Below are 23,503 nucleotides of genomic sequence, written 5' to 3'. Positions count from 1 at the left end.
GCGTGGCCTTAGCCGCCAGCGATGATACAACCCCCAGATTGTTGCTCTCTGGTAGTGACGCGGCAGAAGCGGAAAAAGAGGCTAAAAAAGAACCTGAGCCACCGCGAATCACCTCAGTATTCGGCACTCAACCACTTAAAGAATTCAAATTACCTTTTGAAGATCAATATCCGTCAGGTCCCTTCGAGCGTCTGGATAAAAAACTGTTTCTGTTTATTAGTAAATGCGGTGAGGTGTTTTTTGTCCGCCAGAATGAGAGCATGGAATTGGTCAAACCTGGTAAGGCGTTGGCCAAATTTATTCCTGGTGACGAGACCTCGTCTGATGAAAGCAGCAGCAAGCAATTGGTTTACTGCAAGGAATTATCCGGTGTCAAAGACTCGTTGCTGGTAGGTAAAACGCTCTATGTAGCTTATACCACCTGGGATGAAGCCAATAATGGAGTACGACTGGCAGTCAGTGAGTTTGCTGTGGATGTTGAAAATAGCGAAGTCAGTTTTGATCGCGAAATTTATATCAGTCGCCCGGCCATTAAAGAGCCAATCCTGGGACATCAGGTCGGTGGCAAACTGGCGTTGGGAGAGAATGAGCGCACCTTGTACCTGAGTTTGGGCGACTTTTCCAAACCTGACCGGGTGCAGGATAAAACTACCTCTTTAGGCAAGGTGGTACGTATTGATTTGCAGCGCTTAAATGCCGAAGTGTATGCCTCAGGCTTTCGTTCGCCTTCTGGTGGCTTGTTTTATGACCGCGAGAGCAATGAATTATGGCTCACCGACCATGGGCCGCGCGGAGGGGATGAGATTAACCTGATCAAACGTGGAAAAAACTACGGCTGGCCAAATGTCAGTTATGGCACGATTTACGAACGTGACGGCATAGGCGGCTATTATGGCAATAAATTCAATAGCCATGAAGGGTATGAAAAACCGCAAATGACCTTCTTGCCGTCGATAGGCATTGGCCCACTGGTAAAATATCCTTCTACTGGACGCAATGATTTCTGGGATAACGATTTATTTGTCGCTGGCATGGGCAATACCACGTTATACCGCATACGCAAAGAAGGCACCTCGCTTGTGTACGCCGAGCCGGTATTGAACGGATACCGTATCCGTGCCATCCAGATTGACCAGAATGGCACGTTCTATCTCAAAACGGACCATAACCAGTTACTGATTTCGGAACAGGAGTGAACAAAAATGTATTTGAAATGGTTAGCCGTCATCCATGGTGCTTAACTCTTTCTTAAACCACATCTTTCGATATGGTTGGGCGTTGCCCACAACTCTGCTTGGTTTGTTATTCGCGAGCCTGTTATTGCTGACGGGTGCAAGCGCACGGTGGGTTGATGGTGCGATAGAAGTTGCTGGGGGTTGGCTGGCACAAAAATTGGTGCAGACTAGTGGTTTTGCTGCGCTAACACTCGGGCATGTTGTATTGGGCTGCTCGGCTGAGTGCCTACAGCGTTTGCGTACCCATGAGCATGTTCATGTGCGCCAGGCAGAACGTTGGGGCTTGTTGTTTGTGCCTGCCTATTTGCTGGCGGGACTTTGGCAATGGCTGCGGGGGCGGCATGCTTATTATGACAATCCGTTTGAGCAGGAGGCTTTTGCAGCTGAATCGGTCGAATCTGTAAGTTAGCTTTAAAAGCAAGAGTAGCATTAAAAAAACGCCAGTATAAACAGGCGTTTTTGGTAGACATTGAGGCTTGTCTAAAGATGCTTAATACAAGCTTTCCCAGAATTTCCACCAGATTTTTTCATCTTCATTGATCTTGCCGGTGATCATCGGGTTTTCAGGATAATTGGTTTTCAAGATACGCAAAGTATCGTTTTTGAGGTCGGTCAGATCCATGGCGTCATAGGCACTCACCAGTGTGATCAGTGCGTCTTCCACCGAGCTTGAGTTCGGGTAGGTTTCCAGTACATAGCGTGCACGGTTCAGTGCAGCAACATAGGCTTTGCGCTGCATGTAATAACGTGCCACATGCATTTCGTGCATGGCCAGGGTATTCACCAGGTAAATCATGCGCTGGGTGGCGTCTTTGGCATAACGGCTGGTCGGGAAGCGTTCAACCAGTTCTTTAAACGCATTAAACGAGACGCGCAGGGTTTTTGGATCGCGGTCGTTAATTTCCTGCTTGGTGTATTTTTCGATGATGCCGCGCTCGTTAAAGGTTGCCAGGCCTTTGAGGTAGTAAGCGTAGTCGAGGTTGGGGTGATTAGGGTGCAACTTGATAAAACGGTCAATCGCAGATAAGCACAACACCGGTTCGGATTTTTTGTAATAGGCGTAGGCAACTTCGAGTTGTGCTTGAGTCGCATAAACGCCGTGCGGATAACGGGCTTCAAGCTTCTGGAAGTACTCGATCCCTTTATCGTAGTTTTTATCCGCCATCTTTTCCTGGCCCGCCGCGTACAGGCGCTGTTCGCTCCAGCCTTTGGTTTCGTCAAGCGGGTTGGGGTTACCAAAAATGGCACAGCCACTCAAGGCCAGCGCACCGATAAAAATAAAAGCACGCGTGAACAGGGTGTTAAGCGGTAAAATGCGAAGCATGTTGTTTAATGTTGTTTTATCTAAGGAAACTCAGGGCATTATAACTGATGCCGTTTGAAAATATGAAAGAAAGCACCTCCTTACATCTGGTCGTTCCTGGCAATCTCGGCGGGCAGCGTCTTGATCTGGCGTTGCAGCAAATGATGCCGGATCATTCCCGTAGCCGTTTGCAGGTCTGGATCAAAGAGGAACTGGTCTTGCTGGATGGCAATGCAACCACCGCCAAAACCAAGGTCTGGGGCGGTGAGAAACTGGATATCACACCACCTAGAAATGCGCAGGAAAACGCATTCGAACCCGAAGATATCCCTTTGGATGTCGTCTATGAAGATGATGCCCTGATTGTTATCAACAAGCCAGCCGGGCTGGTTGTGCATCCGGCCGCAGGTAACTGGAGCGGGACTTTGCTCAATGCGTTGCTATTTCACTGGCCGACCTTGAAAGATATCCCTCGCGCAGGCATTGTGCACCGGCTGGATAAAGATACCAGCGGCTTGCTGGTGGTGGCCAAAACGCTGGAAGCGCAGACCAGCCTGGTGCGGCAGTTACAAGCGCGCACGGTCAAGCGAGAGTACCGGGCGATTGTCTGGGGGCAATTGTGGCGTAATGGCAAGGTAGACCAACCCATAGGCCGCCATCCGCATCAGCGCGTCAAAATGGCGGTGGTACGCCGCGGCAAGCCAGCCGTGACGCATTATGAAATTCTGGAGCGCTTTGGCACGAATACTTATTTGCGCTGTAACCTGGAAACCGGTCGTACGCACCAGATTCGTGTGCATCTGCAACATCTAAAAGCGCCCATGGTGGGCGATCCGCTCTATGGCATCGGCAATATTATTCCACACAAAATGATGACGCCAGAACTGCGTGAAGTCATCGGTAACTTTAAACGCCAGGCATTGCATGCGATCAAGCTGGGGTTGATACACCCGGTCACCAATGAGCCCATGGAGTGGCAGATTGAACTGGCGGATGATATGCGTGAATTGTTGGAGGCGATGCGTGTTACCGAGCCTCCTGAAGAGGTGCCTCTGGTCGACTTTAATGTCGATGAAAATGGCCTGTTTATGGGTGACGATGATGAAGACTGGGGCGACGATGATGTTGAGGATGACACCGAACTTGACGATGAAGATTGGGAAGATGAGGCTTAATGATGGCTGAGTTGCCATTGATCACACCCGACTGGCCCGCGCCAGCCAATGTCAAAGCCTTGCAGACCACACGCCAAGGTGGCGTGAGCATGGGTGTCTATGCCAGTCTCAATTTGGGTGACCACGTCAAAGATAATCCGCCGCATGTGGCAGCCAACCGGCAATTGCTCAGCGCATACCTGCCCAGTGAGCCCGTATGGCTGAATCAGGTGCACGGTGTGCGTGTGATTGATGCCGCTTTATCCTCATGCCTTGAAAGTGCAGATGCCAGTGTTGCCACCCGTAAACAGGTCGTTTGCGTGACCATGACGGCAGATTGCTTGCCTGTTTTATTATGCGATCATGCTGGCACTGTTGTTGCTGCTGTGCATGCCGGTTGGCGCAGCCTGTGTGACGGCGTGATTGAAGCAACAGTGGCTGCCATGCCAGTGCCCGCAGGTCAGCTCATGGCATGGTTGGGGCCTGCGATTGGCCCGGAGGCATTTGAAGTGGGCAACGAAGTGCGGGCCCAGTTTATGGCCAAGGATGCACAAGCTGAATCCGCGTTCAAAGCCAAAGGCGATAAGTGGCTGGGCGATTTGTATACCATTGCCCGGCAGAGATTGCAGCGACTAGGCGTGACCCAGGTCTATGGGGGCGGGCACTGCACATTTAGTGAGTCTGAAACTTTTTTCAGCTTCCGTCGTGATGGCGATACGGGCCGCATGGGAAGTTTTATATGGCTGGAATAAACACCTGTTCATTTAAGCAATCACTTGGCTGCCGAAAAACGCAAAGCGAATCTTGCAATATGAACGGCGTACCCCTGCGTTTATCCGCGGTAAATAAAAACACACAAAGACGTTATGAAACAGCATTTGATTTTTGACCTGGATGGAACGCTGATTGATTCTGCGCCCAGTATCCTGCATTGCTTTGACCTGGCATTTACTTCAACCAATACGCCACTGATCGTACCGCTGACGCATGATGTGATTGGGCCACCCTTGCTGGAAACGCTGAAGCGGCTTTCTGGCAGTGAGGATGTGACATTGCTGAATAGCTTGGCAGCAGCTTTTAAGCAGCATTACGACACCACGGGTTACCAGCAGTCCGTGGTGTTTGAGGGTATCGCAACCATGTTGCAACAATTGCAGGAGCAAGGTTACAAGCTTTATATAGCGACCAATAAACGCTTTTATCCTACCGAGAAAATCATGACACATCTGGGATGGGACACATTTTTCCGCGGTGTCTATGCGCTTGATTACTTTCAGCCAGCGCTGAAGTCCAAGGCCGAGATGATAGGACAAGTGGTGGCTGAACATGGTCTGTCCGTTGCCGACTGCTTATATATCGGCGACCGTCTTGAAGACGGCCAGTCAGCCGATGCCAATCGGATGGACTTTGTCCTGGTGAGTTGGGGCTATGCTGGAGACGTCGCGCAGTGTAAATCGCAGTGGCATCGTTGCGCTCAGGTAGCGGCATTGCCAGGTCTGGTTGCAACGCTCTAGGACCACCTGATGACCCAAAAACTAAGCGTTCGCCGCCATTCGGCAAAATCAGAGCCTTGGTTAAATGCCACTGTCCCATGTCTGGGTATTGTCAACGGCTAACTTGTGGCGCAGTTGGTTTGATTACTTGTGTCTGGATATAGTCTGTTTTAAAGCATAACTGTTTGTTTATGCTTTGTTTTTTTGAGAACTCACGTATAATGCGCGCCTTTCCGCGATAAACATTGCATGACATCCTTGACCACTTTTTTTTCTGACATGACTCCCTTGACTGGCATGGTGCTGGCCTGCTTGCTCGGCGGTGTCTTAAGTGTGTGTGTGGCTGCCTTGTTTGCGCTGAATTCCCGTAAGCAATGGGTGCCGCTGCTGGTGAGCTATGCAATTGGGGCCTTGCTGGCGGCGGTGTTTCTCGAAATCTTGCCGCATGCCATTGAAACCAGCCCGAACGTTGAAGCCATGACTGCTACCATGCTGTTTGGCGTGTTACTGTTCTTTACATTGGAAAAACTGGTGTTGTGGCGTCATTGCCATGGTGAACACTGTGAAATGCATGCCATGCATGATGAAGCACATTGCCCGGAACTGCACCCAGAACAGCTGGTGACCAAAAAGCCACAGGGAATCATCAAGTTCAAGCTACCGCAAGCCGCACCGACACAGATGCTGGCTCACCATCATCATGCACATGCGCATGATGATGGGCGCAGCGGTCTGATGATTATGATAGGCGATACTTTTCACAATTTCGTCGACGGTATCCTGATTTGCGCTGCGTTTATGGTCGATATGCAAGTAGGGTTGGTGACTGCACTGGCCATCATTGCGCATGAGATTCCGCAAGAGGTTGGGGATTTCCTGATTTTGCTGCACTCTGGCTATAGCAAGCAAAAAGCATTTTTATTCAATATTGCCTCCAGCCTGGCGACATTGGCGGGTGGGTTGCTTGCTTACCTGGCGTTGAATCTGGTGCAGCAATGGGTGCCTTATATCTTGAGCCTGGCAGCGGCGAGTATGCTCTATGTGGCTGTGGCTGATTTGATTCCTGGGTTACATAAACGCACAGCGTTACGCGATACCCTGAGTCAGTTATTGTTAATTATATTGGGCGTCACGTCTGTCGCCCTGACCAAGTGGTTGGTAGAAGGTTAAGAGAGAATCAATATGCAAAGTTCGCCTAAAGTCGGTTTTGTCTCGCTGGGTTGCCCTAAGGCTGGGTCTGACTCCGAGCGTATTTTGACTCAATTGCGCGCTGAAGGCTATGAAATCAGCAATAGTTACGAGCAATCTGACCTGGTGGTGGTGAATACCTGTGGCTTTATTGATTCTGCCGTCCAGGAGTCACTGGATGCCATTGGTGAAGCGCTCAACAAAAATGGCAAGGTGATTGTAACGGGTTGTCTGGGTGCCAAAAAAGACGTCGTGACTGGCGCGCACCCTAGCGTGTTGGCGGTGACTGGTCCGCATGCGCTGGAAGAGGTAATGGGGCACGTGCATACCCATTTGCCCAAGCCACATGATCCTTATACTGATCTTGTTCCACCCCAAGGCATACGTCTGACGCCTAAGCATTATGCCTATCTCAAGATTTCAGAAGGCTGCAATCACCGTTGCAGTTTCTGTATTATCCCTAGCATGCGTGGAGACCTGGTTAGCCGACCGATTGGCGATGTCATGAATGAAGCAGAGAGCCTCGTGAATGCCGGGGTGTCCGAGATACTGGTGATTTCACAAGATACCTCTGCTTATGGCGTGGACATGAAGTTCCGTAAAGGCTTCTGGAACGGCCGCCCAATCAGAACGCATATGACAGAACTCAGTAAATCACTCGGTGAGCTGGGCGTGTGGGTGCGCTTGCATTATGTGTACCCATACCCGCATGTGGATGATGTGATTCCGCTGATGGCAGAAGGCGCGATTTTGCCTTACCTGGATGTGCCGTTGCAGCATGCCAGCCCGCGTATCCTTAAATCAATGAAGCGTCCGGCCAGCAGCGAAAACAATTTGGCGCGTATCAAGGCTTGGCGTGATATCTGCCCTGAAATCGCCATCCGCAGTACCTTTATTGTGGGCTTCCCTGGTGAAACTGAAGATGACTTTAAGATGCTGCTCGACTTTATGGAAGAGGCGCAACTGGATCGCGTGGGTTGCTTTGCCTACTCTGCCGTCGATGGGGCGGTGGCGAATGCACTGCCAGACCAGGTAGCCGAAGAAGTGAAGCAAGAGCGTTTAAGCCGCTTTATGGAAGTGCAAGAACGTATCAGCGCCGCCAAGGTCGCCGCAAAAATTGGCAGCCTGCAGACGGTACTGGTGGATGAACTGACCGAGGACGATGACGGCAACGTGATTGCAATCGCCCGTACTAAAGGCGATGCGCCTGAAATTGACGGGATTGTTTACCTGCAAGATGCTGATGGGTTGAATCCCGGTGATTTTGTGGATGTGCAGATTGTCGACTCACAAGGCCATGACCTGATTGGAGCGCCACCAGAGTTTTAGTGGCTTAGATTATTAAATCATCAGCATGCTATGAAAAAAATGCCGCATTTGCGGCATTTTTTTCAGGCAGCGACCTGTGGTCTTTCGCAGTCTGCACGGTCGGCAAAAATATCTAGCGTGTAAGGACAGCGTTTAAGTTTGCTTGTGGCGTTGTTTTTTCGTTTGGTCGTTTGTGCCAAATTGACATAAGGCGTCTGACTTAGTCGCACATAGCCTGATTGCAACAGCTTACTGGCAGTGGTTTCAAACTGGCTCAGTGGGTTATCCATGTTTTGCAAGGTAATACCGTGCTTGTGTACGGCAACCACATGATAAATCGCACTGGTCTGTCCAGGCGCCGCAGGTTTGCCATAAAGTTCGCCGACATGAATGTCGCTACTGGAAGAGGGGAGTTGCGTCATGAGCGAATCATAGCGCGTTTGCTTAAGCCCTTCAATCTTGGGTGGGCGATTCCGCAGTCAGGCAGGAGCGATGCTGCCATGTTAAAATAGATGGCTTGAGCATTTAGAGAGTCATCATGTCACAAGCTGTTAAAACCCGTTTTGCCCCAAGTCCTACCGGTTATCTACATATTGGCGGTGCGCGCACCGCGCTATTTTCATGGGCCTATGCCAAGCGCCATGGCGGAAAATTTATCTTGCGTATTGAAGATACCGATGTCGCACGTTCGACGCCTGAGGCTGTGCAGGCGATTCTGGATGGCATGGCCTGGTTGCAGCTGGATCATGATGAAGGCCCGTTTTACCAGATGCAGCGTATGGATACCTATAAGAAAATCATCCAGAAAATGCTGGATGAAGGACATGCCTATTATTGCTATTGCAGTAAAGAAGAGCTGGATGCCTTGCGTGAAAGCCAGATGCAACAGGGGATCAAACCGCGATACGATGGCCGCTGGCGTCCTGAGTCAGGCAAGGTGCTGCCTGAGCCACCTAAAAATGTGCCGCCAGTCGTACGCTTCAAGAACCCGACGGATGGCGTGGTGGCGTGGGATGATATGGTCAAAGGCCGTATCGAGATCGCCAACGCCGAGCTGGATGACCTGATTATTGCGCGTGCTGACGGCACGCCGACCTATAACTTCTGTGTCGTGGTCGATGACTGGGAGATGGGCGTGACACAGGTGATTCGTGGTGATGACCATGTCAATAACACGCCGCGCCAGATCAATATGCTCAAAGCCCTGGGGGCACAAGTGCCGCAGTATGCGCATTTGTCCATGATTCTGGGCGACGATGGCCAGAAATTATCCAAGCGCCACGGTGCGGTGAGCGTGATGCAGTATCACGAAGATGGTTATTTGCGAGAAGCGGTGCTCAATTACCTGGCACGTTTGGGCTGGTCGCATGGTGATGATGAGGTGTTCAGCATGGAACAATTCTGTGCGTGGTTCGACCTTGACCATATCACGCCTTCTGCCGCGCAATTTAATACCGAAAAACTCAACTGGCTTAATGCACACTATATTAAAAGCCTGTCGCTCGAACGCATTGCGGATGAAGTGAAACCTCGTCTGGCAGCGTTGGGAGTAGCTGATACACAGGCACCAGACTTGCTGGCAGTGCTAAATTTATATCGTGAGCGGGCCAACAATCTTAATCAGTTGGCCAGGGAAATCGCCTTCTTTTACCAGATGCCTGCGATCAATGAAGCAGATGCTGCCAAGCATATCCAGGAAGAAACCGCGGGTTATATCGAAAATTTCCTGCAAAAGACTCAAGATTCTGACTGGTCTGCCGATAATTTACACGATGCGCTGAATCAGGTCGTGACTGAGCAGCAGATTAAATTCCCCAAACTGGCCATGCCATTACGGGTTGCTTTAATCGGGATTGCGCAGTCGCCAAGTATTGATCAGGTGATGTCAATTCTAGGTAAGGAGGCCTGCTTGCAGCGCATTCGCGCTTTATTTCCAAAAAAATAAGTTGCGGGGATTGAAATTGGAACAAATTAGTACAATCATAGTCACTATGAGGGATTGGTGTTCAAGATAATAAAACTCCAATACGATTAAAACAAAACAAGGAGCAATTGATGAATAACAAAGGCCAGATGCTACAAGACCCTTTTCTGAACGCCCTGAGAAAAGAACATGTACAAGTGTCTATTTACCTCGTTAACGGTATTAAGCTGCAAGGGCAGGTCGATTCTTTTGACCAGTATGTCATTCTGTTAAAAAACACAGTGACGCAAATGGTATATAAACACGCTATTTCAACCATCGTTCCAGCGCGTCCAGTCAGTTTGGGGCCACACGAATCTACGCAAGAATCTTAATGCATGTTTGATAGACCAAGCGGCGGAGATGCCGTCATTCTGGTCAGTGTTAACTTTGGTGATACTGACTACGAAGAAAGTTTGCAAGAGCTCCGCCACCTCGCCGGCACTGCCGGACTGAATATCTCTGCGACGCTGGAAGGCAAGCGTCACGCTCCTGATCCCAAGTACTTTATCGGCTCTGGTAAGGCGGATGAGCTGAAGGCTTTAATGGCGGCCCACGAAAGCAAAGTGGCTGCCTTTAACCATGACTTGAGCCCGTCGCAACAACGTAACCTTGAAAAGCTTCTCGAGGCCCGAGTTGTGGACCGCACCGGCCTGATCCTGGATATTTTTGCCCAGCGTGCGCAATCACACGAAGGTAAATTGCAGGTTGAGCTGGCGCAGCTTGAGCATTTGTCTACGCGCCTGGTGCGAGGCTGGACACACTTGGAGCGTCAAAAAGGTGGTATCGGTGTCCGTGGTGGCCCTGGTGAAACGCAGCTTGAGCTGGACAGGCGTATGCTTCGTGTACGCGTCAAGCAGTTGCGCGAAAAGCTGGCCAAGCTCAAGCAGCAACGTGGCATGCAACGCCGTGCGCGCAAACGTTCAAACCTGATGACGGTGTCGCTGGTTGGATATACCAACGCGGGCAAGTCGACCTTGTTTAACAGGGTGACGCATTCCGGCGTGTATGCCGCCGATCAGCTGTTTGCTACCCTGGATACGACTTCGCGCAAGATGCATTTGCCAGAGGGATATCCTGTGGTGTTATCTGACACGGTTGGGTTTATCAAGCATTTGCCTACTACGCTGATTGAGGCATTCGGTGCCACGCTCGAAGAAGCTGCGCAGGCTGACTTGCTGCTGCATGTAGTTGATGTCGCCAGCCCGAACCGCGATGGACAAATTGAGCAGGTGAATATTGTGCTTAACGAGATTGGGGCTGCGCAAGTCCCGCAAATCCTGGTGCTTAACCAGATCGACCGCATGGGCATGGCGCCGGGAATCGACCGCGACGAGTATGGTAATATCCGTACTGTTCGCGTCTCAGCCAAAGATGGCATTGGTATGGACGACTTGCGCCAGGCACTGCTGGAGCATCAGCAATATTTGAAGAAACTGAGCACGGAAGAAAGTGCTTATGTCTAAGGCGGGCTGGATCATTGCCTGACAAATCAAAAAATACGGAGTACACGCATGAAGAAATTTCCAGGCTTTTGGAATAAAAACAATGAGGGTCCGCCCGATCTGGACGAGGTATTCAAGGATTTGAATCAAAAGCTGAATCGGTTATTTGGTAACAATAAGGGTGGTCAAGGTGGTCCCAGAGGTACCCCGCCTGTGCCACAATCGTTACCGGTGATGCCTATCCTGGGTCTCGTGGCATTGATTTGGCTGGGGTCCGGATTTTATATAGTTGACCAGGGTTCACGTGGTGTGGTGCTGCGTTTTGGCAAGCATGTGGAAACCACCATGCCTGGTCCACGCTGGCATTTGCCATTCCCGATTGAAACAGTCGAAAACGTCAACCTTGAACAGGTGCGCACCATAGAAATGGGTTATCGTTCATTTGATAGCGAATCCGGCCGTAGCAAAGAGCTGCGCGAATCGCTGATGCTGACCGATGATGAAAACATTATCGATCTGCAGGTGGCCGTGCAATATAACCTGAAGTCTGTTGAGGACTACCAGTTCAGCAACCGGTCTACAGAAGAAAGCGTGCGAGGCGTGGCTGAGACGGCCATTCGTGAAATCGTCGGTAAAAGCAAAATGGACTTTGTGCTCTATGAAGGTCGCGATGATGTGGCAGCCAAAGCCAAAAAACTCATGCAGGATATGATGGACCGGTATAAATCCGGTATCAATATTGTGAACGTCACCATGCAGAATGCCCAGCCGCCCGAGCAGGTGCAGGCTGCTTTTGACGATGCAGTAAAAGCCAAGCAGGATCTGGAACGGCAGAAAAACGAAGGCCAGGCATATGCCAATGATGTCATTCCTAAAGCGCGCGGTACTGCTGCCCGTTTGGCTGAAGAGGCGGCGGGTTACAAGTTGCGTGTTGAAAACGAGGCTAAGGGTAATGCCGATCGTTTCGAGCAGATTTTGGCACAATACAATAAGGCGCCTGAAGTGACGCGCCAGCGTTTGTATCTGGACGCGCAGGAGCATGTATTGTCGAATACCAGCAAGGTATTGGTGGACCAGAAAGGCGGTAACAGCCTGCTATACCTGCCACTGGATAAGCTGATGACCATGAGCGGGGCGGGTGGTAGTGCAGCTTCTGCACCTGCCACGGCAACTGACAAACCAGCGCAGGAGCCACAAGCAGACTCAAGTGTACTGGATCGTTCTCGCGATGCCATGAGAAACCGTGATCGCGAATATCGCTAGTCTGCCGAAGGAAAATACATTATGAGAAATATTGGAAGTCTGTTAATCGGGGTTTTTGTCCTGCTGGTGATCATTACCTCTTCGGCTTATACCGTAGACCAGCGTGAATACGCGCTGGTATTCCGCCTCGGTGAGATTGTGTCGGTCAAAAGCGAACCTGGCCTCTATTTCAAGATGCCTATGGTTGAAAATATCCGCTACTACGACAAGCGTATCCTGACGCTGAACTGGGAAGAGCCTGACCGCTTTATCACCAGCGAGAAGAAAAACGTGCTGGTGGATTCATTTGTGAAATGGCGCATTATTGATCCGTCTAAATACTATGTGTCCGTTCGTGGTGATGAAGTACAGGCCGAGCGTCGTTTGTCACAGATGGTCAATGACGGTTTGCGTGCCGAGTTTGGTAAGCGCACCATTCATGACGTGGTGTCGGGTGAGCGTTCCGAGATCATGGAAATCTTGCGCCAGCGCGCTGACAAGGAAAGCCGCCAGATGGGTATCCAGATTCTGGATGTCCGTCTGCGCCGTGTCGACTTGCCTAAAGAAGTCAGCGAGTCTGTCTATCAGCGTATGGAGGCCGAACGTAAGTCAGTGGCGAACGAGTTACGTTCACAAGGTGCAGCAGCGGCTGAAAAAATCCGCGCCGATGCTGACAGGCAGCGTGAAGTGATTATTGCTGAAGCTTACCGCGATGCGCAAAAGGTTAAAGGTGAGGGTGATGCCAAAGCGTCTGAAGTGTATGCGCAGGCTTTTGGCAAAAATCCTGAGTTCTATGCTTTCTACCGCAGCCAAGAAGCTTATAAAAACAGCTTCAAGAGCAAGTCTGATGTGATGGTGATAGACCAAAGCTCAGACTTCTTCAAATACATGCGTAGCAGCGGCAAGAAGTAGTTTTACGTTTTAAACGGGTGCCTGTATGAACTGGTGGTGGGTGATTGGTGGGGTGTTGCTCGTTGAGGGCCTAATGCCTTTGTTCTTCACCCCGGCCTGGCGCCAGACCTTTGAAAAGTTATTGCAGCTCCGGGATGGTCAAATCCGGTTTATCGGGTTTGCTTCTGCGTTGATTGGGTTGCTGCTGATGTGGCTTAACCGCTGAGTGCAACACGGGTATAAAAGGGCACAGCTTTGCGTGTGCTTTTTTATTTTTAGAGCCATGCCATCCAAGCATCACAATTGCTAAACCCGTGCCTTAGGTGGGGGTTTGCGGGTATAATGGCGGGATGCATAATTGGTTACTTCCAGAATATATTGAAGATGTATTGCCTGCAGAAGCGGCACGTCTTGAATCTTATCGCCGGCAATTACTGGACTTGTTTCGTGTCCATGGCTATCAATATATCGTTCCTCCCATGATGGAATATGTTGAATCCTTGTTGACAGGGACTGGACATGATCTTGATATTGCCACATTTAAGGTGGTCGATCAGCTGACTGGCCGTTTGATGGGCTTGCGTGCAGACACGACACCGCAAGCGGCACGTATTGATGCGCACATGCTGAACCATCAGGGGGTTTGCCGCCTGTGTTATGCCGGCACGGTGTTGCGTACCAAACCGGATGGGTTAGCACGTACACGAGAGCCTTTGCAGCTAGGGGCAGAGTTATACGGCCATGCAGGGATAGAAAGCGATATTGAAGTACAGCGCCTGATGGTGAAGGCTTTGCAGCTGCTGGGTATGCGTACCTTGTTCGTTGATTTAAGTCATGCGGCTATTTTTGCTAGCTTGTCCCATATGGCGCAGCTGGGTGTGCAGCAAGAACAGGAGCTTCAGGCGGCCCTGCAGGCAAAGGATATTACCCTGGTCGAAGAGCTGGTTGCGAACCTGCCCGAGAAGTCGCGTCGTCATTTTGTAGCCCTGACACAATTAAATGGTGGGATAGAAGTCTTGGAACAGGCGCGTGACTTATTGCCAGCTTCTGAGGCGATGGAGCAGGCACTGCTTGAACTGGAAACTGTGGCTAAGGCCTTGAGTAGTGCAGATGTCACCGTCACCATAGATTTAAGCGAGTTGCGCGGTTACCACTACCACAGTGGTATGGTGTTTGCTGCCTATGCCAAAGGGTATGCGGGTCCAATTGCCTTAGGCGGCCGTTATGACGAGGTCGGTGCTGCATTTGGCCGCGCTCGTCCTGCGACCGGCTTCAGCCTGGATTTACGCGGGGCTTTGCAAGCCTTGGGCCCTGCGGCACTACACAAAGGCATTCTGGCACCTGTGGCGACAGACGCAGAGTTGCTGTTACTGATTGATACCTTGCGTTCCCAGGGGCAAGTCGTGGTGGAAGCCTTGCCCGATATGCCGGTGAACTATTCTGAATTAGCTTGTGACCGTACCTTGCAAAAGGTAGATGGTCGCTGGCAGGTGGTGGCTGTTTAAGTCAGCGCCCCATTTTTGTTTTTACAAGATATTTATTGAACATGACACAATCCAAGCAAGCAAAAAACGTCGTTGTGATTGGTACCCAATGGGGCGACGAAGGTAAAGGTAAAATCGTAGACTGGCTCACAGACCATGCCCAAGGTGTGGTTCGCTTCCAGGGAGGCCACAATGCCGGGCATACACTGGTTGTCGGGCAGGGGACTGAACAAAAGGTGTACAAACTTAACCTGGTGCCTTCTGGTATTGTGCGCGAAGGTGTCAATTGCTACATCGGCAATGGCGTTGTGCTGGATACAACCCACTTGCTCAACGAAATTTCCACGCTGGAGCAAGGCGGTCTCGATGTCAAAAACCGTCTGAAAGTAAGCCCTGGCTGCCCTCTGATTTTGTCCCATCATGTAGCCGTTGACCTGGCCCGTGAAGCCAAGCGTAGCGCAGATAAGAAAATCGGCACAACTGGTAAAGGCATTGGTCCAGCTTATGAAGATAAAGTGGCGCGTCGTGCCTTGCGTGTGTATGACTTGTTCTATCCAGAGCGCTTTGCAGAAAAACTGCGCGAAGTGATGGATTATCACAATTTTGTGTTAACCAATTATCTCGGCGCTGCGGCCGTGGATTTCCAGCAGCAATATGATGCCAGCATGCAACATGCAGTGGTTCTGAAACCCATGGTGGCAGATATTTCAGCGGCCTTGTATGAGGCCAATGCCCGCGGTGAGCATTTGTTGTTTGAAGGCGCACAAGGCACGTTACTTGACGTAGACCATGGCACCTATCCTTATGTCACTTCCAGTAACTGTATCGCAGGTCAAGCTTCAGCCGGTACTGGTGTGGGTGCGAATATGCTGCACTATGTCCTGGGTATTACCAAGGCTTACACCACCCGTGTCGGTGGTGGCCCTTTCCCGAGTGAGCTGGATATTGAAACCGAAGGCGCTCCTGGTTACCAGATGTCTAATAAAGGCCAGGAAATTGGCACGGTGACCCGTCGCAAACGCCGTTGTGGCTGGTTTGATGCCGCAGCGTTGCGCCGCTCCGCACGTATCAATGGCTTGACGGGTTTATGTATTACCAAACTGGACGTGCTGGATGGTATTGAGTCACTGGATATCTGTACCGGTTATAAGCTGGATGGCAAAGTGGTTGATATGCTGCCTGTAGGCGCGGATGACGTGGCCCGTTGTGAGCCTATTTATGAAACCGTGCCAGGCTGGAGTGAAACCACTTTTGGCGTGAAAGCCTGGGATGCCTTGCCCAAGAATGCGCAGCATTACCTCAAACGCTTGGAAGCCGTCTGTGGCGTGCCGATCGCCATTGTGTCTACGGGCCCTGAGCGTGACGAAACGATTGTCCTGCAACATCCATTTGCCTAAGGTGTGCCTGAGATGCCTGCACAACGATTAGCTTGGGCAATTACTGGTTCCGGGCACTATTTGCGCGAATCACTGGCGATTCTGCAAACCTTGCATGAGGTGGACATTTACCTGAGCCGGGCTGCCGCAGAAATCATTCAGCAGTATGGTTTCCAGCCTGCATTGGAAGCCACTGGCCACAAGGTATACCAGGACAAAACTGCCAGTAGCGTGCCGGTTGAGCGTTTTTATGAAGGCGTTTACCACACCTTGGTGGTCTCCCCGGCCACTTCTAACACCATCGCGAAAATGGCGTATGGTTTTTCGGATAGCCTGGTGACCAACCTGTTTGCGCAGGCAGGGAAAACGCGTGTGCATAGTATTGTTTTTGCTTGTGATACGGCGCCAGAACTGGAGTCAGAGGCTCCCCGGGATAATGTGGTGAAAGTGTATCCACGCCAGATTGATCTCGATAACGTTGCTAAACTGAAGCTGTTTGCAGATACCAGTGTGGTCGAAGATATGGCTGCATTGCAAGACACCATCATGCAGCGGTTGGCGGCATTACATGATCTTAGCTTGCATGACGGCATACAGGTGCTAGATCAGCTAACTGAGTAACTCCATGAATCGACTGCTGTTTCTTACCGGAAAACTGGCAGAACACAGTCTGCATCAAATCTTGCAGTCTATTCAGGCTGACAGTAAACAGGCTCCGTTTGAATATGAAGTGAAACAAATCGGTGTTTCCGTCGCAGCCTTGATGACGCCACCGTTGATTGCACGACGTTTGCCTCAAGTCAACAATATAGATAAGGTGATTTTGCCCGGCTTGTGCCAGGGGGATTTAGCGCCACTTGAGGCGCAGTGGGGAGTGCCGGTGGAGCGTGGGCCAAAAGACCTGAAGGATTTGCCGCAATACTTCGGACAGCGGGGCAAAGCGCCCGACCTGACACAGCATAGTGTCACCATATTTGCTGAAATAGTGGATGCTCCTGACCTTAGCGTTGAACAAATCATTGCCAAAGCTAACCGTTTCAGGCAGCAGGGCGCAGATGTGATTGACCTCGGTTGTCTGCCTGGTAAAGCCTTTACGCACATGATCGCGGCTGTGCAGGCGCTCAAGGCTGAAGGTTTCCAGGTCAGTGTAGACTCCATGCGGGAGGAGGATTTACTGGCAGCTGGCAAGGCCGGTGCAGACTATTTATTGAGTTTGCACGAAAAAAGCCTGTGGATTGCAGAAGAAGTCTCCTCCACCCCCATCCTGATTCCCGCCAAGCCAGGTAGCCTCGCTAGTTTGCAACGTGCCATAGAGCACTGTCTGAAACGTGGCAGGGCTTTTATTGCCGATCCGATTCTCGATCCCATCCATTTTGGCTTGACCGATTCTATTGTGCGCTATCACAAGCTGCGCAAAAAATACCCTGAGATTGCCATCATGATGGGCGTCGGTAACCTCACCGAGTTGACAGATGCAGACACCACCGGCGTCAATGCCATGCTATTTGGTATGATCAGTGAGTTGAATATTAATGCTGTGCTGGCAACCTCGGTCAGCCCCCATGCCAGTGAAGCAGTCGCAGAGGCGGATGTTGCGCGCCGAATAATGTATAGAGCCCAGCAGGATAAGCGCTTGCCCCGTGGTTACTCCAATGGCTTACTTGGGCTGCATGACCGCAAGCCATTCCCGTATAGTGCAAAAGAAATTATGGAGATGGCAAGCCAGATCAAGGATCCCAGCTTCAGGATCATGGTCAGTGAAGAGGGTGTGCATGTTTATAATCGCGAAGGTATTCAGCACGACACTGATCCCTACCGATTTTATGCAGGGCTGAATGTACAGGACGATGCTTCCCATGCCTTTTATCTAGGGGTTGAATTGGCGCGGGCACAAATTGCCTGGCAACTTAAGAAGCGTTATGTGCAGGATGAACTACTGGAATGGGGGGTGGCTTCAGCACAACAAAACACGCAAGCCAAGGTTGCCCATCGCGAAGCATCCATCAAAGAGCGTCTTGAAAAGGCACTTAGTGATAAAGATGGCAATTCAACCACGGAGACGGAATAACGTTGATGATTTACGAAACAATCGTGACCACCTGTTCACCTGACGGTGAAGCGCACATCGCGCCATTCGGGATTCAATGGCATGATGACAAGGTATTGATCATGCCTTTCAAACCCTCTACAACCTTACAAAATGTTCTGCAGACCGGGTTTGCTGTCTTGAACCTGACGGATGATGTACGCGTTTTTGCCGCTGCTATTGCCAAGAAAACGGCATTTGCAACGGAATCGGTTGTGGACGGGAAAGGTGTCAGGCTCAAAGAATGTTTGGCACATCATGTGCTCACGCTGGAACATGTCGAAGACGATGGCACTCGTCCGAAATTATGGATGCGGGTTTTGCACAGCGAGTCTCATGCACCATTTATGGGTTTTAACCGTGCCCAGGCGGCCGTCATTGAGTTGGCCGTACTGGTGAGCCGTTTGCAACGATTGCCCATTGATAAAATCACGCAAGAAATGCAATACCTGCAAATTGCCATCGACAAGACCGCAGGCCCGCGTGAGCAAGAAGCCTGGCAATGGTTAGTCGATTGCGTTAATAACCATCTGGCACAACAAAGCGGAATGCAGCAGGCATGAGTCAGCAGATGCAAGTGTTAATGAGCGTGAATTCCGCCACCGAAGCGCAACTGGTGTTGTCAGCAGGCGTGCCACTGATTGATTTGAAAGATACCAGCCATGGCGCATTAGCGGCCCTCGATATAGAAACTTCAAAAGTTATTGCCGATATTGTGCATGCACATCGGCAGCAATTTGAGACCTCAGGCATTGTCGTCAGTGCCACAATAGGCGACAACTGCGCTACTGCAGCCGATTTGATTACATTAATTGAACGTCGCTTAGAAGTTGGTGTAGAGGTGATTAAGTTGCCAGAATCCATCTGGGCCGATCCCGCTTACCAGGTCATTATTGATGGTTTTTTGGCCCAGGGCACCCGGCTGATTGCCGTACTGCTGCCAACCAGTTTGGCTGACTCAAGCCTGGATAAACGATTGCACTCGCTGGCCATGCAGGGCTATTGGGGCGTGATGGTCGATACTGTGCAGAAATCCAGTGCTTTGGTGGATATGGTTGCCATGCCTGTGCTTACCAAGTTTATAAGCACTGCAAAGTCACTTCATTTGATAGTTGGTATTGCTGGTGGGCTTGCGTTGACACATGTGGAAATGCTTTCAACGCTCAATCCTGATTATCTTGGATTTCGCAGTGGTCTCTGCGAGGATGGATTGCGATCGCAGAGTTTGTCAGCTGAGCGTGTTTATCAGTTGATGTCCAAAGTATCCGGAAAATTTGTTGGATAATTGGTCTAAAACCCAATAAATGCTTATATGAGGGGGTGCATAGACTTGCACCCGTCCAGCGCTTTGCGTATAGTTCAACATGTAAGTATTTTCAAAGATGTGGCGAAAATGCCCAATAACAAAGGAGTCAATGAATGAAAAAAAGTTTTTTAGGCTTGGCAATTGCTTCTGCATTTGTATTTGCATCGCAAGTTGCGCAGGCTGAAGACATGTACCGTGGTGCCTGGTACGTTGTTCCTGGTGCAACTTACATGAACACTGACAATGATCTCGAAGCTGACAATGGCCGTGGTGGGTTCCTGTCCATTGGTAAAGAGCTGAGCGAGCACTGGGACATTCAAGGTCGCTTGGGCTATAACCGTGCTGATGAAGATACCGGCATTACTGGTGCTAGCGGCAAATACAAGCAAACTGCTTTAGGTTTGGATGCACTGTATATGTTTAGCCGTGACAAGTTCCGTCCATTCCTATTAGCTGGTATTGGCGCAGCGCGTAATAATGTTGATTATTCAATCCCAGGCTTTGATATCGATGGTAAAAAAACTTCATGGATGGCAAACGTTGGTTTGGGCGCTCAATATCTGTTTAATGATAAGTTTGGTATTCAAGCCGATGTACGTCACCAATGGAGCCGTGCGAAAATTGATATTGCTGCTGTAGGTAGTGATACAGAAACAATCGGAAATACTTTAGTGAACTTGGGTGGTATCTTCCGTTTCGGTGCGCCAGCACCAGTGGTTGAAGAGCCAACACCAGAACCAGCACCAGTGGCTGCAGCTGAACCAGCCCCAGAGCCAGCTCCAGCTCCAGCACCTGCTCCAGCTCCAGTATGTAAGCCACAAAATGAAACAGTCACAGTGAGCGCTGAGAAGCTGTTTGGTTTTGATAAGGCTAACCTGCGTGAAGAAGGCCGTAAGGTTCTGGAAGAAACTGCAGCCAAGATCAAGGCTAACCCAGAAATTAACGCTGTGATCGTGACAGGTCACACAGACCGTATCGGTTCCGATGCATACAACCAGAAACTGTCCGAGCGTCGTGCGAAGATGGTGGCTGATTACCTGATTGCACAGGGTGTAGATAGCAATATCATCACTTCTGAAGGCAAAGGTAAATCTGAGCCAGTGGTTGAGTGCGAAGGTAAGAAAGTAACGAAAAAACTGATTTCTTGCTTGCAACCTAACCGTCGCGTTGATATCCGCGCTGAAGGCACTAAACAAATTGGTTGCCAATAATCAGATTGATGTCTGAATAAAAAGCCACGCGAATGCGTGGCTTTTTTTATGGCTATTGCCCTGAGTCAGGATTTTGCATAATGCCTCAGTTATAATCGCGCTATGGTTGACACACAATACATCATTAAAGCGCGTTGGCTGGTTACTGTAGACACGCAGCATACATTATTGGAGCAGCATGCAGTATTGGTTAAGGGTGGAGAGATTGTAGCGATAGTACCCAAGACTGAAATCCCCGAATGGGCAAGCGGTTGGCCAGTAATAGATTGTTCCCAGCATGCATTAATCCCCGGGTTGATTAATCTGCATGCGCACAGCAGCATGAACTTGCTGAAAGGGTATGCGGATGATTTGGCCTTGATGCCGTGGCTTAATGAACATATCTGGCCTGTAGAAAGAAAATGGGTATCCACTTCTTTTGTACATGATGGCAGCTTATTAGCTTGCGCGGAAATGTTGAGTGGTGGAATGACGACCTTCAATGATATGTATTTCTTCCCGCAAGCGACTATTGAAGCCCTCAAACGCCTAGGCATGCGCGCTAACATTGGGCTGACGGTGATGGAATTTCCCACCAATTACGCCGCAACAGCCAGTGATTACATCAGGTTAGGCACCGAAGTGCGTGACCAGTATAAATCCGATAAAAATATCAGTTTCTCATTCGCGCCACATGCACCTTATACAGTGAGCAATCAAACCTTTGAGCAGATTGCGACCCTGTCTGAGCAATTAAACCTGGGTATTCACACCCATTTGCATGAAACACAAGCAGAGATACAGCAAAGTCTGGAGCAGTTTGGGGTACGTCCATTGCAACGTTTACTGGCGTTGGGAGTGATTGGTCCAAATAGTGTGCTGGCACATGGCGTTCATCTAGACGAAAATGAACTGGAAACGCTCTCAATACAAGGGGCGCATCTTGCACACTGTCCCTGTTCCAATTTAAAGCTGGCGAGCGGGATAGCTCCGGTAGCCGCGGCATTACGCGCGGGCATCAATGTCGGGTTGGGCACAGATGGCGCAGCCAGTAATAACCGGGTAGACCTTTGGCAGGAAATGCGTACAGCAGCTTTATTGTCCAAAGTGGCAGATCAGAATGCAGAGTCCTTGCCGGCATACCAGGCATTGGAAATGGCCACCATGCGTGGTGCCCGCGCACTGGGGTTGCAGGACAAGCTAGGCAGCATTGAAGTAGGGAAGCAGGCCGACTTGGTCGCCGTCAAGCTCAATGACCTCAATAGTCTGCCTTGTTTTGATCCTGTTTCACATTTGGTCTATGTTGCCAGCCGTGAGCAAGTGACACATACCTGGGTCGATGGCCGCTTGTGTTATCAGCGTCAGGATGATGGGCAGGCAACATTTGCTGGCATAGAAACGGAAGAATTACGGTCTATTGCATTGCAGTGGCAACTTAAATTGCAATAGACCCTTGAAAATAGAAGGAACAACGATATGGCGAATGTAGAAGCAGCAGAAGTGAATAAGTTTGCCGAATTGGCACATCAGTGGTGGGATACGCAAGGCGTCTTTAAGCCATTGCATCAATTAAATCCCTTGCGCCTGAATTATATTGATAGTCGGGCACAGCTTTCGGGTAAACAAGTGCTGGATGTTGGTTGTGGTGGCGGCATTTTAAGTGAGTCCATGGCACAACGCGGCGCGCAGGTAACTGGCATAGACCTGGCAGAAAAGTCTCTCCAAGTGGCCCAGTTACATGCGCTGGAGGCGAATTTGCAACTGGATTACCGTTGCGTGACAGTTGAAGCATTGGCACAGGAAAAGCCACAGACATTTGATGTTGTGACCTGTATGGAAATGCTGGAACATGTGCCTGACCCTGCCAGCGTGGTACGCGCCTGTGCAGCGTTGGTCAAACCAGGAGGGCATGTCTTTTTTTCAACCCTGAACCGTAATGCCAAAGCCTATCTCATGGCGGTCGTCGGTGCTGAGTATGTACTTAACCTGTTGCCCAGGGGCACGCATGATTACAGTAAATTTATCAAACCTTCAGAACTGGCAGCGTGGATGCGCCAGGCGGGATTGGAGTTGCAGCACCAGACCGGTGTGACTTATAACCCGCTGAACAAGCAATACTCATTGACCACGGATACCAGTGTGAATTACATGCTGCATGCCATCAAGGAAGCCTGACAGGAAGTGACATGCAAGCTGTTTTGTTTGATCTGGATGGGACGCTGGTTGATACCGCCCCTGATTTAGGCTATGCCTTGAATTTGCAACGTGAGCGGCACGGCCTGGATTTTTTGCCTGAAGAAACTATCCGACCGTACGCTTCACATGGTTCGCGTGGTTTGCTAGAGGTGGGGTTTGGCGTGTTGCCTACCGATACCCGTTTTGAGGCCATGCGCACTGAGTACCTGGACTTGTATACACAGGTAATGACACGTCAGCCTCTCCTGTTTGAGGGCATGGAAGAAACCCTGCAGGCCATTGAGCAGCGTGGCTTGCGTTGGGGAATTGTCACCAATAAGCCACGTCGCTTTACCCAGCCAATGGTTGCGCATATGGGGTTGGATATCCGTGCGGCGGCGGTGATTAGTGGCGATGATGCGCCTCAACCTAAACCTTCGCCACAAACCTTGTTACTGGCCTGCGAACGTATGGCAATAAATCCGCAAACCGTATTGTATATCGGCGATGCAGAACGCGACGTACAAGCCGGTAATGCTGCAGGCATGAAAACACTGGTAGCATTATTTGGTTATCTGTCTGTCACGGACAAACCGGAACAGTGGGGCGCTTATGCTTGCATAGCGCATCCACAGGACTTGCTTGGCTATTTGTAACGATTGCT

General features: G+C 50.3%; 25 protein-coding genes. 23 read left to right on the top strand and 2 right to left on the bottom strand.

Going from position 1 to position 23,503, the window contains the following annotated elements; genetic code table 11:
- Window positions 1-2 precede the first annotated feature (2 nt).
- Both F463_RS0102315 and F463_RS14010 read left to right on the top strand, forming a co-directional pair.
- On the top strand, window positions 3-1,196 hold the full coding sequence (locus tag F463_RS0102315; protein WP_018985433.1) for a PQQ-dependent sugar dehydrogenase: 1,194 nt from the start codon (window positions 3-5) through the stop codon (window positions 1,194-1,196).
- An 82-nt stretch (window positions 1,197-1,278) separates the two neighbouring features.
- On the top strand, window positions 1,279-1,644 hold the full coding sequence (locus tag F463_RS14010; protein WP_245545106.1) for a hypothetical protein: 366 nt from the start codon (window positions 1,279-1,281) through the stop codon (window positions 1,642-1,644).
- Between the two features lie 81 nt (window positions 1,645-1,725).
- Here the strand turns inward: F463_RS14010 and F463_RS0102305 are convergent, their stop codons facing one another.
- Window positions 1,726-2,559, bottom strand: coding sequence for an outer membrane protein assembly factor BamD (locus tag F463_RS0102305; RefSeq protein WP_018985431.1), 834 nt, complete (start codon window positions 2,557-2,559; stop codon window positions 1,726-1,728).
- A gap of 47 nt (window positions 2,560-2,606) precedes the next feature.
- On the opposite strand from F463_RS0102305, the gene rluD reads away from it, so the two are divergent.
- The 5 genes from rluD (at window position 2,607) to rimO (ending at window position 7,702) form a co-directional block, all read left to right on the top strand.
- A complete protein-coding gene (rluD, locus tag F463_RS0102300) occupies window positions 2,607-3,713 on the top strand; it encodes a 23S rRNA pseudouridine(1911/1915/1917) synthase RluD (RefSeq protein ID WP_018985430.1) in 1,107 nt (368 codons plus the stop codon).
- A gap of 2 nt (window positions 3,714-3,715) precedes the next feature.
- Window positions 3,716-4,444 (top strand): peptidoglycan editing factor PgeF, encoded by a 729-nt coding sequence (gene pgeF, locus F463_RS0102295; protein ID WP_033413112.1) that lies wholly within the window; start codon window positions 3,716-3,718, stop codon window positions 4,442-4,444.
- A 114-nt stretch (window positions 4,445-4,558) separates the two neighbouring features.
- On the top strand, window positions 4,559-5,206 hold the full coding sequence (locus F463_RS0102290) for an HAD family hydrolase (RefSeq protein ID WP_018985428.1): 648 nt from the start codon (window positions 4,559-4,561) through the stop codon (window positions 5,204-5,206).
- Window positions 5,207-5,434: 228 nt separating this feature from the next.
- Window positions 5,435-6,355 (top strand): ZIP family metal transporter, encoded by a 921-nt coding sequence (locus F463_RS0102285; RefSeq protein ID WP_018985427.1) that lies wholly within the window; start codon window positions 5,435-5,437, stop codon window positions 6,353-6,355.
- A gap of 12 nt (window positions 6,356-6,367) precedes the next feature.
- Window positions 6,368-7,702, top strand: a complete 1,335-nt coding sequence (gene rimO, locus F463_RS0102280; RefSeq protein WP_018985426.1) for a 30S ribosomal protein S12 methylthiotransferase RimO — start codon at window positions 6,368-6,370, stop codon at window positions 7,700-7,702.
- Window positions 7,703-7,764: 62 nt separating this feature from the next.
- Here rimO and F463_RS14005 read toward each other — a convergent pair whose 3' ends face one another.
- Complete coding sequence (locus F463_RS14005) at window positions 7,765-8,103, bottom strand: hypothetical protein (protein ID WP_018985425.1); 339 nt, start codon at window positions 8,101-8,103, stop codon at window positions 7,765-7,767.
- Window positions 8,104-8,219: 116 nt separating this feature from the next.
- Between F463_RS14005 and gltX the strand changes: the two genes are divergently transcribed.
- The 16 genes from gltX (at window position 8,220) to F463_RS0102195 (ending at window position 23,495) form a co-directional block, all read left to right on the top strand.
- A complete protein-coding gene (gltX, locus tag F463_RS0102270) occupies window positions 8,220-9,626 on the top strand; it encodes a glutamate--tRNA ligase (protein WP_018985424.1) in 1,407 nt (468 codons plus the stop codon).
- 110 nt (window positions 9,627-9,736) lie between these two features.
- Complete coding sequence (gene hfq, locus F463_RS0102265; protein ID WP_018985423.1) at window positions 9,737-9,979, top strand: RNA chaperone Hfq; 243 nt, start codon at window positions 9,737-9,739, stop codon at window positions 9,977-9,979.
- 3 nt (window positions 9,980-9,982) lie between these two features.
- Complete coding sequence (hflX, locus tag F463_RS0102260; protein ID WP_018985422.1) at window positions 9,983-11,110, top strand: GTPase HflX; 1,128 nt, start codon at window positions 9,983-9,985, stop codon at window positions 11,108-11,110.
- Window positions 11,111-11,158: 48 nt separating this feature from the next.
- Window positions 11,159-12,352 carry an FtsH protease activity modulator HflK gene (gene hflK / locus F463_RS0102255; RefSeq protein ID WP_018985421.1) on the top strand — a complete coding sequence of 398 codons (1,194 nt, stop codon included), beginning with the start codon at window positions 11,159-11,161 and terminating at the stop codon, window positions 12,350-12,352.
- A 21-nt stretch (window positions 12,353-12,373) separates the two neighbouring features.
- Entirely contained in the window at window positions 12,374-13,243 is an 870-nt protein-coding gene (hflC, locus tag F463_RS0102250; RefSeq protein ID WP_018985420.1) for a protease modulator HflC, read from the top strand.
- A gap of 25 nt (window positions 13,244-13,268) precedes the next feature.
- Window positions 13,269-13,448, top strand: coding sequence for a DUF2065 domain-containing protein (locus F463_RS0102245; RefSeq protein WP_018985419.1), 180 nt, complete (start codon window positions 13,269-13,271; stop codon window positions 13,446-13,448).
- 124 nt (window positions 13,449-13,572) lie between these two features.
- A complete protein-coding gene (locus tag F463_RS0102240) occupies window positions 13,573-14,727 on the top strand; it encodes an ATP phosphoribosyltransferase regulatory subunit (protein WP_018985418.1) in 1,155 nt (384 codons plus the stop codon).
- 41 nt (window positions 14,728-14,768) lie between these two features.
- A complete protein-coding gene (locus tag F463_RS0102235) occupies window positions 14,769-16,103 on the top strand; it encodes an adenylosuccinate synthase (protein ID WP_018985417.1) in 1,335 nt (444 codons plus the stop codon).
- Window positions 16,104-16,115: 12 nt separating this feature from the next.
- Window positions 16,116-16,703, top strand: coding sequence for a flavoprotein (locus F463_RS0102230; protein ID WP_018985416.1), 588 nt, complete (start codon window positions 16,116-16,118; stop codon window positions 16,701-16,703).
- A gap of 4 nt (window positions 16,704-16,707) precedes the next feature.
- The gene (locus F463_RS0102225) at window positions 16,708-18,150 is read left to right on the top strand and encodes a DUF6513 domain-containing protein (RefSeq protein WP_018985415.1); all 1,443 of its coding nucleotides are present in this window, start codon (window positions 16,708-16,710) and stop codon (window positions 18,148-18,150) included.
- Between the two features lie 5 nt (window positions 18,151-18,155).
- The gene (locus tag F463_RS0102220) at window positions 18,156-18,731 is read left to right on the top strand and encodes a DUF447 domain-containing protein (protein WP_018985414.1); all 576 of its coding nucleotides are present in this window, start codon (window positions 18,156-18,158) and stop codon (window positions 18,729-18,731) included.
- On the top strand, window positions 18,728-19,453 hold the full coding sequence (locus F463_RS0102215; RefSeq protein WP_018985413.1) for a (5-formylfuran-3-yl)methyl phosphate synthase: 726 nt from the start codon (window positions 18,728-18,730) through the stop codon (window positions 19,451-19,453). The genes F463_RS0102220 and F463_RS0102215 overlap by 4 nt, the downstream gene beginning before the upstream one ends.
- Window positions 19,454-19,587: 134 nt before the next feature.
- The gene (locus tag F463_RS0102210) at window positions 19,588-20,685 is read left to right on the top strand and encodes an OmpA family protein (protein WP_018985412.1); all 1,098 of its coding nucleotides are present in this window, start codon (window positions 19,588-19,590) and stop codon (window positions 20,683-20,685) included.
- A 102-nt stretch (window positions 20,686-20,787) separates the two neighbouring features.
- Complete coding sequence (locus F463_RS0102205) at window positions 20,788-22,113, top strand: TRZ/ATZ family hydrolase (protein ID WP_018985411.1); 1,326 nt, start codon at window positions 20,788-20,790, stop codon at window positions 22,111-22,113.
- Between the two features lie 27 nt (window positions 22,114-22,140).
- On the top strand, window positions 22,141-22,839 hold the full coding sequence (ubiG, locus tag F463_RS0102200) for a bifunctional 2-polyprenyl-6-hydroxyphenol methylase/3-demethylubiquinol 3-O-methyltransferase UbiG (protein WP_018985410.1): 699 nt from the start codon (window positions 22,141-22,143) through the stop codon (window positions 22,837-22,839).
- A gap of 11 nt (window positions 22,840-22,850) precedes the next feature.
- Window positions 22,851-23,495: an HAD family hydrolase gene (locus tag F463_RS0102195; protein WP_018985409.1), complete on the top strand. Its 645-nt coding sequence runs from the start codon at window positions 22,851-22,853 to the stop codon at window positions 23,493-23,495.
- Window positions 23,496-23,503: the final 8 nt, after the last annotated feature.

The sequence above is a fragment of the Methylophilus methylotrophus DSM 46235 = ATCC 53528 genome, assembly GCF_000378225.1.
Classification (GTDB): domain Bacteria; phylum Pseudomonadota; class Gammaproteobacteria; order Burkholderiales; family Methylophilaceae; genus Methylophilus; species Methylophilus methylotrophus.
This window is presented reverse-complemented; position numbering and strand designations above follow the sequence as displayed.

What these genes read in the sequence shown, in the direction of transcription:
- F463_RS0102305 (WP_018985431.1), bottom strand. Translation starts at nt 2,559, where the DNA reads ATGCTTCGCATTTTACCGCTTAACACCCTGTTCACGCGTGCTTTTATT.
- rluD (WP_018985430.1), top strand. Translation starts at nt 2,607, where the DNA reads ATGCCGTTTGAAAATATGAAAGAAAGCACCTCCTTACATCTGGTCGTT.
- pgeF (WP_033413112.1), top strand. Translation starts at nt 3,716, where the DNA reads ATGGCTGAGTTGCCATTGATCACACCCGACTGGCCCGCGCCAGCCAAT.
- F463_RS0102290 (WP_018985428.1), top strand. Translation starts at nt 4,559, where the DNA reads ATGAAACAGCATTTGATTTTTGACCTGGATGGAACGCTGATTGATTCT.
- F463_RS0102285 (WP_018985427.1), top strand. Translation starts at nt 5,435, where the DNA reads ATGACATCCTTGACCACTTTTTTTTCTGACATGACTCCCTTGACTGGC.
- rimO (WP_018985426.1), top strand. Translation starts at nt 6,368, where the DNA reads ATGCAAAGTTCGCCTAAAGTCGGTTTTGTCTCGCTGGGTTGCCCTAAG.
- F463_RS14005 (WP_018985425.1), bottom strand. Translation starts at nt 8,103, where the DNA reads ATGACGCAACTCCCCTCTTCCAGTAGCGACATTCATGTCGGCGAACTT.
- gltX (WP_018985424.1), top strand. Translation starts at nt 8,220, where the DNA reads ATGTCACAAGCTGTTAAAACCCGTTTTGCCCCAAGTCCTACCGGTTAT.
- hfq (WP_018985423.1), top strand. Translation starts at nt 9,737, where the DNA reads ATGAATAACAAAGGCCAGATGCTACAAGACCCTTTTCTGAACGCCCTG.
- hflX (WP_018985422.1), top strand. Translation starts at nt 9,983, where the DNA reads ATGTTTGATAGACCAAGCGGCGGAGATGCCGTCATTCTGGTCAGTGTT.
- hflK (WP_018985421.1), top strand. Translation starts at nt 11,159, where the DNA reads ATGAAGAAATTTCCAGGCTTTTGGAATAAAAACAATGAGGGTCCGCCC.
- hflC (WP_018985420.1), top strand. Translation starts at nt 12,374, where the DNA reads ATGAGAAATATTGGAAGTCTGTTAATCGGGGTTTTTGTCCTGCTGGTG.
- F463_RS0102245 (WP_018985419.1), top strand. Translation starts at nt 13,269, where the DNA reads ATGAACTGGTGGTGGGTGATTGGTGGGGTGTTGCTCGTTGAGGGCCTA.
- F463_RS0102240 (WP_018985418.1), top strand. Translation starts at nt 13,573, where the DNA reads ATGCATAATTGGTTACTTCCAGAATATATTGAAGATGTATTGCCTGCA.
- F463_RS0102235 (WP_018985417.1), top strand. Translation starts at nt 14,769, where the DNA reads ATGACACAATCCAAGCAAGCAAAAAACGTCGTTGTGATTGGTACCCAA.
- F463_RS0102230 (WP_018985416.1), top strand. Translation starts at nt 16,116, where the DNA reads ATGCCTGCACAACGATTAGCTTGGGCAATTACTGGTTCCGGGCACTAT.
- F463_RS0102225 (WP_018985415.1), top strand. Translation starts at nt 16,708, where the DNA reads ATGAATCGACTGCTGTTTCTTACCGGAAAACTGGCAGAACACAGTCTG.
- F463_RS0102220 (WP_018985414.1), top strand. Translation starts at nt 18,156, where the DNA reads ATGATTTACGAAACAATCGTGACCACCTGTTCACCTGACGGTGAAGCG.
- F463_RS0102215 (WP_018985413.1), top strand. Translation starts at nt 18,728, where the DNA reads ATGAGTCAGCAGATGCAAGTGTTAATGAGCGTGAATTCCGCCACCGAA.
- F463_RS0102210 (WP_018985412.1), top strand. Translation starts at nt 19,588, where the DNA reads ATGAAAAAAAGTTTTTTAGGCTTGGCAATTGCTTCTGCATTTGTATTT.
- F463_RS0102205 (WP_018985411.1), top strand. Translation starts at nt 20,788, where the DNA reads ATGGTTGACACACAATACATCATTAAAGCGCGTTGGCTGGTTACTGTA.
- ubiG (WP_018985410.1), top strand. Translation starts at nt 22,141, where the DNA reads ATGGCGAATGTAGAAGCAGCAGAAGTGAATAAGTTTGCCGAATTGGCA.
- F463_RS0102195 (WP_018985409.1), top strand. Translation starts at nt 22,851, where the DNA reads ATGCAAGCTGTTTTGTTTGATCTGGATGGGACGCTGGTTGATACCGCC.